Here is a 12,889-nt window from a genome sequence, read left to right as displayed (position 1 = left end):
GATGTCGAAACTCGGCAACCTCGGCGCCCGGCTCCACCGCGGCGAGGTCGGCTACGACTTCGTCGGCAAGCGCTTCGTCTGGTACGGCGTCTCGATCGCGATCACGGTCGTCGCCATCCTCGGCCTGACCTTCAAGGGTCTCCACATGGGCATCGAGTTCCAGGGCGGCGCCGTCTTCACCACCCCGAAGACCAGCCTCTCGGTCACCCAGACCGAGGAGATCGCGGAGGAGGCGTCCGGCCAGGACGCCATCGTCCAGGGCCTCGGCACCGGCGGCATGCGCGTCCAGGTCGCCGGCATCGACACCGACAAGTCCGACGTCATCAAGGCCGAACTCGCCGAGCGGCTCGACGTCGACCCCGAGCAGATCAACGCCGAGCTGGTCGGCCCCAGCTGGGGCGAGCAGATCGCCGACAAGGCCTGGCAGGGCCTGGCGATCTTCATGGTCCTGGTCGTGATCTACCTGGCCATCGCCTTCGAATGGCGCATGGCGGTGGCCGCCCTGGTGGCCCTGATCCACGACATCACCATCACCGTCGGCATCTACGCCCTGGTGGGCTTCGAGGTCACGCCGGGCACGGTGATCGGTCTGCTGACCATCCTCGGTTACTCCCTCTACGACACGGTCGTCGTCTTCGACAGCCTCAAGGAGGGCACGCAGGGGATCACCAAGCAGACCCGCTGGACCTACCGGGACGTCGCCAACCGCTCCATCAACGGCACGCTCGTCCGGTCCATCAACACCACCGTGGTGGCGCTGCTGCCGGTGGCGGGCCTGCTGTTCATCGGCGGTGGCGTCCTGGGCGCCGGCATGCTGAACGACATCTCCCTGTCGATCTTCGTGGGCCTCGCGGCCGGCGCCTACTCGTCGATCTTCATCGCCACCCCGCTCGTCGCCGACCTCAAGGAGCGCGAGCCGGAGATGAAGGCCCTGCGCAAGCGGGTGCTCGCCAAGCGCGCGCAGGCCGGTGAGGGCGCCACGGCCGTGGCCGACGGGGACGCCGCCGAGACGGACGCGGACGCGCAGGAGACCGGGCCCGCCGTGGTGGGCCCGCGCACCGGTCGCAGCGGCCGGGCCTCCGGAAGGAGGCGGTGACGCCGTGACGGACATCCAGGAGCTGCTGCTCAGCCGCATCCGCGAGGTCGCGGACTACCCCGAGCCCGGCGTGAAGTTCAAGGACATCACGCCGCTGCTGGCCGACCCGGCGGCGTTCGCGGCGCTCACCGACGCGCTCGCCGACATCGCGGTGCACACCGGGGCGACGAAGATCGTGGGCCTGGAGGCCCGCGGCTTCATCCTGGGCGCGCCCGCGGCAGTGCGGGCCGGGATCGGGTTCGTCCCCGTCCGCAAGGCCGGCAAGCTGCCGGGGGCCACGCTGAGCCAGGCCTACGACCTGGAGTACGGATCGGCCGAGATCGAGGTGCACGCGGAGGACCTGTCCGCCGAGGACCGGATCCTGGTCGTCGACGACGTCCTCGCCACCGGCGGCACGGCGGAGGCGTCCCTCCAGCTCGTCCGCCGGGCGGGCGCCGAGGTCGCGGGCCTCGCCGTGCTGATGGAGCTCGGCTTCCTCGGCGGACGCGCCCGCCTGGAGCCCGCCCTCGCCGGCGCGCCCCTGGCGGCCCTGCTGGTCGTCTGACCCTTCCTCGCCCCACCGTGCCGGGCCCGGCGGATCCCCGCCGGGCCCGATGCCGTCTCCGCCCGCCGCCTCCGCCTCCGCCTCGGTCCCCGCTTCGATCTCCGGTCCGCTCTCCGCCTCGGTCCCGGCCCCGGAAAACGGGCCCCTCGTCAGGCTGACGGGCGTCGGACGGGGAACGCTCGCTACCATGGGATCTCCGGGGCCCGACCGGGTGACCCGGAACGCGCCCGAGGAGTCCTCTTGCCAGACGAGGCCCAGTCACTGACCGCCGCCCAGCCCGAGCGGGCGAGGGGCGACGCGGCGAGCCCCGCGCCGGACACGGACGCCCAGGACATCCGCGAGGAGCCCGCGGTCCGGGAGCGCGCGCAGGACCGGGCCGCCGCTCCCGCCGAGGAGGCCCGCCCGAGGCCCTCGTCCCGCACCACCGGCCCCGCCGGCGCCAGCGGCACGGGCGTGGCCCCCCGCTCCGGCTCCTCCAGCCGTGTCCGGGCCCGCCTCGCCCGCCTCGGCGTGCAGCGCTCCAGCGCGTACAACCCCGTCCTGGAGCCCCTGCTGCGGATAGTGCGCGGCAACGACCCCAAGATCGAGACCGCCACGCTCCGCCAGATCGAGAAGGCCTACCAGGTCGCCGAACGCTGGCACCGCGGGCAGAAGCGCAAGAGCGGCGACCCGTACATCACCCACCCGCTCGCGGTCACCACCATCCTCGCCGAGCTCGGCATGGACCCGGCGACGCTGATGGCCGGCCTGCTCCACGACACCGTCGAGGACACCGAGTACGGCCTCGAGCAGCTCCGCCAGGACTTCGGGGACACGGTGGCCCTGCTGGTCGACGGCGTGACCAAGCTGGACAAGGTCAAGTTCGGCGAGGCCGCGCAGGCCGAGACCGTGCGCAAGATGGTCGTCGCCATGGCCAAGGACCCGCGGGTCCTGGTGATCAAGCTGGCGGACCGCCTGCACAACATGCGCACCATGCGCTACCTCAAGCGGGAGAAGCAGGAGAAGAAGGCCCGCGAGACCCTGGAGATCTACGCCCCGCTGGCCCACCGGCTGGGCATGAACACCATCAAGTGGGAGCTGGAGGACCTCGCCTTCGCGATCCTCTACCCCAAGATGTACGACGAGATCGTCCGCCTGGTCGCCGAGCGCGCGCCCAAGCGCGACGAGTACCTCGCCACGGTCATCGACGAGGTCCAGGCCGACCTGCGCGCCGCCCGCATCAAGGCGACCGTCACCGGCCGCCCCAAGCACTACTACAGCGTCTACCAGAAGATGATCGTCCGCGGCCGAGACTTCGCGGAGATCTACGACCTGGTGGGCATCCGCGTCCTCGTGGACACCGTCCGCGACTGCTACGCGGCCCTCGGCACGGTGCACGCGCGATGGAACCCGGTCCCCGGCCGGTTCAAGGACTACATCGCGATGCCCAAGTTCAACATGTACCAGTCGCTGCACACGACGGTCATCGGCCCCGGCGGCAAGCCGGTCGAGCTGCAGATCCGCACCTTCGACATGCACCGCCGCGCCGAGTACGGCATCGCCGCGCACTGGAAGTACAAGCAGGAGGCCGTGGCCGGCGCCTCCAAGGTCCGCACCGACTCCCCGCGCTCCTCCGGCTCCGGCAAGGACAAGGACGCGGTCAACGACATGGCGTGGCTGCGCCAGCTCCTCGACTGGCAGAAGGAGACCGAGGACCCCGGCGAGTTCCTGGACTCCCTGCGCTTCGACCTGTCGCGCAACGAGGTCTTCGTCTTCACCCCCAAGGGCGACGTCATAGCGCTGCCCGCCGGGGCCACGCCGGTGGACTTCGCCTACGCGGTCCACACCGAGGTCGGCCACCGCACCATAGGCGCCCGGGTCAACGGCCGCCTGGTGCCGCTGGAGTCCACCCTGGACAACGGCGACACCGTCGAGGTCTTCACCTCCAAGGCCGACAACGCGGGCCCCTCCCGCGACTGGCTCGGCTTCGTCAAGTCGCCCCGGGCCCGCAACAAGATCCGCGCCTGGTTCTCGAAGGAGCGCCGGGACGAGGCCATCGAGCAGGGCAAGGACGCCATCGCGCGGGCCATGCGCAAGCAGAACCTGCCGATCCAGCGGATCCTCACCGGCGACTCCCTGGTCACCATCGCCCACGAGATGCGCTACCCGGACATCTCCTCCCTGTACGCCGCGATCGGCGAGGGCCACGTGGCCGCGCAGAACGTCGTGCAGAAGCTGGTCCAGGCGCTCGGCGGCGAGGAGGCCGCCAGCGAGGAGATCGACGAGAGCGTGCCGCCGGCGCGCACCCGCAAGCGCCGCTCCAGCGCCGACCCGGGCGTGGTCGTCAAGGGCGTCGACGACGTGTGGGTCAAGCTGGCCCGCTGCTGCACCCCGGTGCCGGGGGACCCGATCATCGGCTTCGTCACCCGGGGCAGCGGCGTCTCCGTGCACCGGACCGACTGCGTCAACGTGGACTCGCTCTCCCGGGAACCCGAGCGGATGCTCGAGGTCGAGTGGGCGCCCACCCAGTCCTCGGTGTTCCTGGTCGCCATCCAGGTCGAGGCGCTGGACCGGTCCCGGCTGCTCTCCGACGTCACCCGGGTCCTGTCGGACCAGCACGTCAACATCCTGTCGGCGGCGGTGCAGACCTCCCGCGACCGGGTGGCGACCTCGCGGTTCACCTTCGAGATGGGCGACCCCAAGCACCTGGGACACGTCCTGAAGGCCGTCCGCGGCGTGGAGGGCGTCTACGACGTCTACCGGGTGACCTCCGCCCGGCAGACCCGCTGACCGCGCGGATCCGCTGACCGCGCGGATCCGCCGACCGCGCGGCCCGCACCCCCGCGCCCGCACACGAACGACGCCCCCGGCCGCAGAGGCGGCCGGGGGCGTCGGTGCGGGAGGGGCGTCAGCCGCCGAACTCCTGGAGACCCTTGAGGGCCTGGTCCAGCAGGGCCTGACGGCCCGCCAGCTCACGCTCGAGCTTCTCCGCCCGCGCGGTGTTGCCCTGCGCGCGGGCCTGCTCGATCTGGCGCTCGAGCTTGTCCACCGCGGCCTGCAGCTGACCGGTCAGACCGGCCGCCCGCGCCCGCGCCTCCGGGTTGGTGCGCTTCCACTCGGCCTCCTCGGCCTCCTGGATCGCCCGCTCCACCGCGTGCATCCGGCCCTCGACCTTCGGCCGGGCGTCCCGCGGAACGTGACCGACGGCCTCCCACCGCTCGTTGATCGCACGGAAGGCGGCGCGCGCGGCCTTGAGGTCGGTGACGGGCAGGAGCTTCTCGGCCTCCCCGGCCAGCTCCTCCTTCAGCTTCAGGTTCTCCGCCTGCTCCGCGTCCCGCTCGGCGAAGACCGAGCTGCGGGCGGCGAAGAAGACGTCCTGGGCGCCGCGGAAGCGGTTCCACAGCTCGTCCTCGTGCTCGCGCTGGGCGCGGCCCGCCGCCTTCCACTCGCTCATCAGCTCGCGGTAACGGGCGGCCGTCGGACCCCAGTCCGTCGAGCCGGAGAGCGACTCCGCCTCGGCGACCAGCCGCTCCTTGACCTTGCGGGCGTCCTCGCGCTGCTGGTCGAGCTGCGCGAAGTGCGCCTTGCGGCGCTTGGAGAACGCGCTGCGGGCGTGCGAGAAGCGGTGCCACAGCTCGTCGTCGGACTTGCGGTCCAGCCGCGGCAGCCCCTTCCAGGTGTCCACCAGCGCGCGCAGCCGCTCGCCGGCCGACCGCCACTGCTCGGACCGGGCCAGCTCCTCGGCCTCGGCGACCAGCGCCTCCTTGGCCTGACGGGCCTCCTCCGACTGCTTCGCCCGCTGCGCCTTGCGCTCCTCGCGACGGGAATCGACCGTCTCCACGAGCTTGTCCAGACGCTTGCGCAGCGCGTCCAGGTCGCCCACCGCGTGATGGGCGTCGACCTGCTCACGCAGGTGCTCGACAGCGGCCAGGGCGTCCTTGGCGGCGAGGTCGGTGGTCCGCACCCTCCGCTCGAGGAGGCCGATCTCGACAACCAGGCCCTCGTACTTGCGCTCGAAGTAGGCCAACGCCTCGTCGGGGGAGCCGGCCTGCCAGGAACCGACGACCTTCTCGCCGTCGGCCGTACGCACGTACACGGTCCCCGTCTCGTCGACGCGGCCCCACGGGTCGCTGCTCACAGCGCCTCCTCCACATGATGCCGCGGGGGGTTTCGTGGCCCCGGGCATCCTCCACAGTTTCGTCACCGGTCAACATAGGCGACCGGCGGGTGGCCTGTCCGCATCCCGCGCGACCGAATATCGGCCCGCGGGAAGGCGTCCACGGCTCAGGACTTGGTGACGGTCGCCTTGTTGATGACCACCGTCGCGTTGGGGGCGCCGTCCCCCATGCCGGTGCTCTCGCCGGCCTTGGCGATCTTCTCCAGGACCGCCAGTCCCTTCTTGTCCAGCTTGCCGAACGGCGTGTAGTTCGGCGGCAGCGGGCTGTCCTGGTAGACCAGGAAGAACTGGCTGCCGTTGGTGTTCGGACCGGCGTTGGCCATCGCGACCGTGCCCGTCGGGTAGACGTCCTTCTTCAGGGCGTCGGACTTGAGGTTCTCGTCCTTGATCTCGTAGCCGGGACCGCCGGAGCCCTGGGCCGTCGGGTCGCCGCACTGGAGCACGTAGATGCCCTGGGTGGTCAGGCGGTGGCACCTGGTGTGGTCGAAGTAGCCCTTGCCCGCCAGGAACTCGAAGGAGTTCACGGTGTGCGGCGCGCCCTTGGCGTCCAGCTCGACCGACATCTCCCCGCAGGTGGTGTCCAGCGTCATCGTGTACTGCGCGGACGTGTCGATCTTGAGCGCCGGCTCCTTGTCGAACGTCATCTTCTCGATCTTCCCCGCGGCCGGCTTCTCGCACGGGTCCGGGGCCTTCTTGGCCGGCTCGGCGCTCGGGGACGCCTCCGCGCTCTTGGCCACGCTGTCGTCGTCGCCCCGCAGCGTCCCCGTGGTGTACAGCGCGAGGCTGCCGACCAGGACCACGCCGAGGACCGACGCGATCACCGCGTTCCGCATGCGCGCCTTGCGGCGGGCGTCGGTGCGCCGCTGCTGCTGGCGCAAGAACTTCTCCCGGGCGAGCTGACGCCGCCGCTGTTCCTGGGTGACCACCGGGTCTCACTCCTCGTGCGAATCGTGCGTCGACCGGGCCGCTTGGGCCTCCTGAGCCGACCGCGTGCGTGTGCCCCGTACCGTATATGGGTTCGCCGATGATTCGGCAGCGCCGGTAGGCTGCTGACGCCAGGGTGGCCGGAACGCCGCCCGCCCGTATCGACATATGAGGGACGATCGTGCTCATTGCCGGGTTCCCGGCCGGTGCCTGGGGGACGAACTGTTATCTCGTCGCCCCCGGCGCAGGCGAGGAATGCGTGATCATCGACCCCGGCCACCAGGCCGCCGCGGGAGTCGAGGAGACGCTCAGGAAGCATCGGCTCAAGCCCGTCGCGGTCGTCCTCACCCATGGACACATCGACCACGTCGCCTCGGTGGTCCCGGTGTGCGGCGCGCACGACGTGCCCGCCTGGATCCACCCGTCGGACCGGTACATGATGAGCGACCCCGAGAAGGCGCTCGGCCGGTCCATCGGCATGCCGCTCATGGGTGAGCTGGCCGTGGGCGAGCCCGACGACGTCCGGGAGCTCACCGACGGCTCGCGGCTGGAGCTCGCCGGCCTCGAGTTCTCCGTGGCGCACGCTCCCGGCCATACCAAGGGGTCGGTGACCTTCCGGATGCCCGAGAACGCGGACGTGCCGTCCGTCTTCTTCTCCGGGGATCTGCTGTTCGCCGGCTCCGTCGGACGGACCGACCTGCCGGGCGGCGACATGGACGACATGCTCGCGTCGCTGGCCCGGGTCTGCCTGCCGCTGGACGACTCCACCGTCGTCCTGTCCGGCCACGGCCCCCAGACGACCATCGGCCAGGAGCGCGCCACCAACCCCTATCTGCGGCAGGTGGCCGCCGGCCCGGAGGGCTTCCAGGCCCCCCGACGAGGAATGTGACGAGAGAACACCCGTGAGCACTTTCAAGGCCCCCAAGGGCACGTACGACCTGATCCCGCCGAGCTCCGCCCGCTACCTGGCGGTGCGCGAGGCGATCGCCGCCCCGCTGCGCAACTCCGGCTACGGCTACATCGAGACCCCCGGCTTCGAGAACGTCGAGCTGTTCGCCCGCGGCGTCGGCGAGTCCACCGACATCGTCACCAAGGAGATGTACGCCTTCGAGACCAAGGGCGGCGACCGGCTCGCCCTGCGCCCCGAGGGCACCGCCTCCGTGCTCCGCGCCGCGCTGGAGGCCAACCTCCACAAGGCCGGCAACCTGCCCGTCAAGCTCTGGTACTCGGGCTCCTACTACCGCTACGAGCGCCCGCAGAAGGGCCGTTACCGCCACTTCTCGCAGGTGGGCGCCGAGGCGATCGGCGCCGAGGACCCGGCGCTGGACGCCGAGCTGATCATCCTGGCCGACCAGGCCTACCGCTCGCTGGGCCTGCGGAACTTCCGCATCCTGCTCAACAGCCTCGGCGACAAGGAGTGCCGCCCCGCCTACCGGGCCGCCCTCCAGGACTTCCTGCGCGGCCTGGACCTCGATGAGGAGACGCTGCGCCGGGCCGAGATCAACCCGCTGCGCGTCCTCGACGACAAGCGGGCCGACGTGCAGCAGCAGCTCGTCGGCGCGCCGCTGCTCCAGGACCACCTCTGCGAGGCGTGCAAGGCCTACCACGAAGAGGTCCGCGAGCTGATCACCGCGGCGGGCGTCTCCTTCGAGGACGACCCGAAGCTGGTCCGCGGCCTGGACTACTACACCCGCACCACCTTCGAGTTCGTCCACGACGGCCTCGGCTCGCAGTCCGCGGTGGGCGGCGGCGGCCGGTACGACGGCCTGTCCGAGATGATCGGCGGCCCGGCGCTGCCCTCCGTGGGCTGGGCGCTCGGCGTCGACCGCACGGTGCTGGCCCTGGAGGCGGAGGGCGTCGAGCTGGACCTGCCCGCCACCACCAGCGTCTTCGCCGTCCCGCTGGGCGAGGAGGCACGGCGGCTGCTGTTCGCCAAGGTCACCGAGCTGCGCAAGGTGGGCATCGCCGCGGACTTCGGGTACGGGAACAAGGGGCTCAAGGCGGCCATGAAGGCCGCCAACCGCTCCGGCGCCCGGTTCACCCTGGTGGCCGGTGAGCGGGACCTCGCCGAGGGCGTCGTCCAGCTCAAGGACATGGAGTCCGGCGAGCAGACGGCCATCGGCGTCGGCGAGATCGTCGCGGAACTCGAGTCCCGCCTCGGCTGACGTCCGCCGCCCGGGTCAGGGGCGCCCCCTCCGCGAGGAGGCGGGCGCCCTTCGCGCTCCCACCCGTACGCGTGCGCGCCCGGGGAACGGGCGTTCCCCGCCGGAGGGCCCTTCGGGGCAGCCGTGGGGACCCTTTTACGTCCATCGAACGGCGGACGTGTCAGAGTGCGGCACAATGGCCGTGCCCAGCCCCTTCGATGCCAGGGAATCGGTGTGATGAGCAGCATGACGACAGTGCACGACGTGCCGGCACCCCGGACCGGGGACGACGGTCCGCGCCGGGCGGGCGGCAGCCGGGCCTTCGGCGTGCTGCTGGTGATCACCGGCCTGCTCGGTGTGTTCGCCTCGGGCATCATCACGATGGACAAGTTCCACCTGCTCGAGGACCCGTCCTACAAGCCGGCCTGCAGCCTGAACCCGATCTTCTCCTGCGTGAGCATCATGCAGAGCGACCAGGCATCGGTCTTCGGCTTCCCGAACCCGCTGCTGGGCCTGGTCACCTACGGCATCGTCGTCTGCGTGGGCATGAGCGTGATCGCGGGCGCCCGGTTCCCCCGCTGGTACTGGCTCACCTTCAACGCCGGCACGCTCTTCGGCGTGGGATTCTGCACCTGGCTGATGGTCCAGTCCCTGTACGAGATCAACCGCCTCTGCCTGTGGTGCATGCTCGCCTGGACCGTCACCATCCTGATGTTCTGGTACGTGACCTCGTTCAACGTCCGCAACGGCTTCCTGCCCGCGCCCAAGGGGCTGCGGAACTTCTTCGCCGAGTTCACCTGGGCGCTCCCGGTGCTGCACCTGGGCATCGTCGCCATCCTGATCTTCACCCGCTGGGGCGCCAACCTCTGGGCCTGACCGGCCCCGGCCGGTTGTCGGCGCCGTGGCTTAGGGTTTCGGTGTGGAGCCCGACCTGTTCACCGCCGCAGCCGAAGAACGCCAGGAGAAGGACCCGGCCGCCAGTCCGCTGGCGGTGCGGATGCGCCCCCGTACCCTCGACGAGGTCGTGGGCCAGGGTCACCTGCTCAAGCCCGGCTCCCCGCTGCGCCGCCTGGTCGGCGAAGGCGCCTCCGGCCCCGCCGGACCTTCCTCGGTGATCCTCTGGGGGCCTCCGGGGACGGGCAAGACGACCCTCGCGTACGTCATCTCCAAGGCCACCGACAAGCGGTTCGTGGAGCTCTCCGCGATCACCGCCGGCGTCAAGGAGGTCCGGGCCGTCATCGACGGCGCCCGCCGTGCCACCGGCGGCTTCGGCAAGGAGACCGTCCTCTTCCTCGACGAGATCCACCGCTTCAGCAAGGCCCAGCAGGACTCCCTGCTCCCGGCGGTGGAGAACCGCTGGGTCACCCTGATCGCCGCCACCACCGAGAACCCGTACTTCTCGGTGATCTCCCCGCTGCTCTCGCGCTCGCTGCTGCTGACCCTGGAACCGCTGACCGACGAGGACCTGCGCGGCCTGCTGCACCGCGCGGTGACGGACGAGCGAGGGCTCGGCGGCTCGGTGGAACTGCCCGAGGACGCCGAGGAGCACCTGCTGCGGGTCGCCGGCGGTGACGCCCGCCGCGCGCTGACGGCCCTGGAGGCGGGCGCCGGCTCGGCCCTGGCCAAGGGTGAGACCGCGATCACGCTGGAGACGCTGGAGGACTCCGTCGCCCGCGCCGCCGTGCGCTACGACAAGGACGGCGACCAGCACTACGACGTGGCCAGCGCGCTGATCAAGTCGATCAGGGGCTCCGACGTGGACGCCGCCCTGCACTACCTGGCCCGCATGATCGACGCGGGGGAGGACCCCCGCTTCATCGCGCGGCGGCTGATGATCTCCGCCAGCGAGGACATCGGCCTCGCCGACCCGAACGCGCTCTCCACGGCCGTGGCCGCGGCGCAGGCCGTCGCCATGATCGGCTTCCCGGAGGCCGCGCTCACGCTGAGCCACGCCACCATCGCGCTGGCCCTCGCCCCCAAGTCCAACGCCGCGACCACGGCCATCGGCGCCGCGCTGGAGGACGTCCGCAAGGGGCTGGCCGGCCCGGTCCCGGCGCACCTGCGCGACGGGCACTACAAGGGCGCCGCCAAGCTGGGGCACGCCCAGGGGTACGTCTACCCGCACGACCTGCCCGAGGGCATCGCCGCCCAGCAGTACGCGCCGGACGCGATCAAGGACCGCGAGTACTACACCCCCACCCGGCACGGTGCCGAGGCCCGGTACGCCGACGCGGTGGAGTGGACCCGGAAGAACCTCGGTCGTCGCCGGTCCTGACCCGCGGTCCTCGCGGCCCGGCGCGGGCTGTACCATTGCCCGAAGTGCTGCGTCCCGTAGTCCGCTCCGGCGGACCGCACCAGGCGGGACATCCAGCCGGAACCCCGAGCCGCGAGGCCTCGGGGATCCAGGAGCGTCGCGCACCGTCGAAGGTGTCGCGGGCAGCCCACCACCGCCTCCGGTCCACGCGCCCGGGGTCACCGGTCGGTGGGCTACTCGCGTGCTGCACGTATGTGCCCAGACCTGGGAGCGGCTGCCCGCCGGGTTCCTCGGAACCGGACGGGTTTCCCGGGCTGCGGATGCGACCTCCCCTAACCCTGGTGAGCCGTATTCACACAGAAATATGAGGTGTTTGGTTCATGGCGAACCAGTCCCGCCCCAAGGTCAAGAAGTCGCGTGCCCTCGGCATCGCGCTGACCCCGAAGGCCGTCAAGTACTTCGAGGCCCGTCCCTACCCGCCGGGTGAGCACGGTCGCGGCCGCAAGCAGAACTCGGACTACAAGGTCCGTCTGCTCGAGAAGCAGCGTCTGCGCGCGCAGTACGACGTGTCCGAGCGCCAGCTCGTCCGCGCCTACGAGCGTGCCTCCAAGGTGCAGGGCAAGACCGGTGAGGCCCTGATCATCGAGCTCGAGCGCCGCCTCGACGCGCTGGTCCTGCGTTCGGGCATCGCCCGCACGATCTACCAGGCCCGCCAGATGGTCGTCCACGGCCACATCCAGGTCAACGGCCAGAAGGTCGACAAGCCGTCCTTCCGCGTCCGTCCGGACGACGTCGTGCAGGTCCGCGACCGCTCCAAGGACAAGACGCTCTTCCAGATCGCCCGCGAGGGTGGCTTCGCCCCCGACGGTGAGACCCCGCGCTACCTGCAGGTGAACCTCAAGGCCCTGGCGTTCCGCCTGGACCGCGAGCCGAACCGCAAGGAGATCCCGGTGATCTGCGACGAGCAGCTCGTCGTCGAGTACTACGCCCGCTGATCCCTTTTGGATTGGCGAGCTGCGCTCGCCTCCGGGGCGCCGGAGTCGGTGTCGGGACATCCGACGTGCTCGGTCCCTCCTTCGTCGGGGCCTCCGCGCGACGGACGTCCCGACACCGACGCGCCCCTTCGGCTCGCTTGCCGCGACGCGCGCTGCTCAACTCGGCCCGCCGCCGTGCCGGTTCTTCCGTGCACGGGGGCGGGCCGTCGCCGTTCCCCGGGCCGGGCGGGCCGCGTCGCCGCGCGGCGGAAACCGGTACAGGGCGCGCGCCCCGGCGCGATAGGCTCGGGGCACGACTTTTCCGATGTCAGGGAGCGGGTGCGCAGTGTCCGGTGGAGAGGTGGCCGGAATCCTGGTGGCCGTCTTCTGGGCCATCCTGGTGTCCTTCCTCGCCGTAGCCCTGGCGAGACTGGCCCAGACGCTCAGGGCGACGACCAGACTGGTGGCGGACGTGACCGAGCAGGCCGTCCCGCTGCTCTCCGACGCCTCCCAGGCCGTGCGCTCCGCGCAGACCCAGATCGACCGGGTCGACGCCATCGCATCGGACGTCCAGGAGGTCACGTCGAACGCCAACGCGCTGTCGACGACCGTCGCCTCCACCTTCGGCGGCCCCCTGGTCAAGGTCGCGGCCTTCGGTTACGGCGTGCGCCGCGCGCTGAGCCGCAGCGACGCCGCGGCCGGGGCGCCGCGCGAACCCCGGCGCACCGTGATCGTGGGCCGAACCCTCCCGGCCGAGGGCCGGGCCAGCCGGACGAAGCGGAAGAGGGACTGAACCA

General features: G+C 71.3%; 11 protein-coding genes. 9 read left to right on the top strand and 2 right to left on the bottom strand.

The window, feature by feature from the left end:
* Position 1 precedes the first annotated feature (1 nt).
* The 3 genes from secF (at position 2) to ABZ836_RS13945 (ending at position 4,409) form a co-directional block, all read left to right on the top strand.
* A complete protein-coding gene (gene secF, locus ABZ836_RS13955; RefSeq protein WP_356133982.1) occupies positions 2-1,096 on the top strand; it encodes a protein translocase subunit SecF in 1,095 nt (364 codons plus the stop codon).
* A 4-nt stretch (positions 1,097-1,100) separates the two neighbouring features.
* Positions 1,101-1,640 carry an adenine phosphoribosyltransferase gene (locus ABZ836_RS13950; RefSeq protein ID WP_356133984.1) on the top strand — a complete coding sequence of 180 codons (540 nt, stop codon included), beginning with the start codon at positions 1,101-1,103 and terminating at the stop codon, positions 1,638-1,640.
* 240 nt (positions 1,641-1,880) lie between these two features.
* A complete protein-coding gene (locus tag ABZ836_RS13945) occupies positions 1,881-4,409 on the top strand; it encodes a bifunctional (p)ppGpp synthetase/guanosine-3',5'-bis(diphosphate) 3'-pyrophosphohydrolase (RefSeq protein ID WP_361141983.1) in 2,529 nt (842 codons plus the stop codon).
* A 118-nt stretch (positions 4,410-4,527) separates the two neighbouring features.
* Here ABZ836_RS13945 and ABZ836_RS13940 read toward each other — a convergent pair whose 3' ends face one another.
* On the bottom strand, positions 4,528-5,757 hold the full coding sequence (locus ABZ836_RS13940; RefSeq protein ID WP_361141981.1) for a DUF349 domain-containing protein: 1,230 nt from the start codon (positions 5,755-5,757) through the stop codon (positions 4,528-4,530).
* A gap of 146 nt (positions 5,758-5,903) precedes the next feature.
* Complete coding sequence (locus ABZ836_RS13935; protein ID WP_361141979.1) at positions 5,904-6,722, bottom strand: peptidylprolyl isomerase; 819 nt, start codon at positions 6,720-6,722, stop codon at positions 5,904-5,906.
* A 179-nt stretch (positions 6,723-6,901) separates the two neighbouring features.
* Here ABZ836_RS13935 and ABZ836_RS13930 point away from each other — a divergent pair, with 179 nt between their 5' ends.
* The 6 genes from ABZ836_RS13930 (at position 6,902) to ABZ836_RS13905 (ending at position 12,885) form a co-directional block, all read left to right on the top strand.
* The gene (locus ABZ836_RS13930; protein ID WP_361141977.1) at positions 6,902-7,609 is read left to right on the top strand and encodes an MBL fold metallo-hydrolase; all 708 of its coding nucleotides are present in this window, start codon (positions 6,902-6,904) and stop codon (positions 7,607-7,609) included.
* A gap of 13 nt (positions 7,610-7,622) precedes the next feature.
* Positions 7,623-8,885 (top strand): histidine--tRNA ligase, encoded by a 1,263-nt coding sequence (hisS, locus tag ABZ836_RS13925; RefSeq protein ID WP_356133994.1) that lies wholly within the window; start codon positions 7,623-7,625, stop codon positions 8,883-8,885.
* Between the two features lie 216 nt (positions 8,886-9,101).
* Positions 9,102-9,740 (top strand): vitamin K epoxide reductase family protein, encoded by a 639-nt coding sequence (locus tag ABZ836_RS13920; RefSeq protein WP_361141975.1) that lies wholly within the window; start codon positions 9,102-9,104, stop codon positions 9,738-9,740.
* A gap of 43 nt (positions 9,741-9,783) precedes the next feature.
* Positions 9,784-11,139 (top strand): replication-associated recombination protein A, encoded by a 1,356-nt coding sequence (locus ABZ836_RS13915; RefSeq protein ID WP_356133998.1) that lies wholly within the window; start codon positions 9,784-9,786, stop codon positions 11,137-11,139.
* A 359-nt stretch (positions 11,140-11,498) separates the two neighbouring features.
* Positions 11,499-12,113, top strand: a complete 615-nt coding sequence (rpsD, locus tag ABZ836_RS13910; protein WP_066996810.1) for a 30S ribosomal protein S4 — start codon at positions 11,499-11,501, stop codon at positions 12,111-12,113.
* Between the two features lie 325 nt (positions 12,114-12,438).
* A complete protein-coding gene (locus tag ABZ836_RS13905; RefSeq protein ID WP_356134000.1) occupies positions 12,439-12,885 on the top strand; it encodes a DUF948 domain-containing protein in 447 nt (148 codons plus the stop codon).
* The last annotated feature ends 4 nt before the right edge of the window (positions 12,886-12,889 follow it).

Source organism: Streptomyces sp. NPDC047130 (assembly GCF_040643475.1).
Lineage (GTDB): Bacteria > Actinomycetota > Actinomycetes > Streptomycetales > Streptomycetaceae > Streptomyces.
This window is presented reverse-complemented; position numbering and strand designations above follow the sequence as displayed.

Bases quoted from the DNA above. Each gene is read 5' to 3' on its own strand.
- secF (WP_356133982.1), top strand. From the start codon at position 2: ATGTCGAAACTCGGCAACCTCGGCGCCCGGCTCCACCGCGGCGAGGTC.
- ABZ836_RS13920 (WP_361141975.1), top strand. From the start codon at position 9,102: ATGAGCAGCATGACGACAGTGCACGACGTGCCGGCACCCCGGACCGGG.
- rpsD (WP_066996810.1), top strand. From the start codon at position 11,499: ATGGCGAACCAGTCCCGCCCCAAGGTCAAGAAGTCGCGTGCCCTCGGC.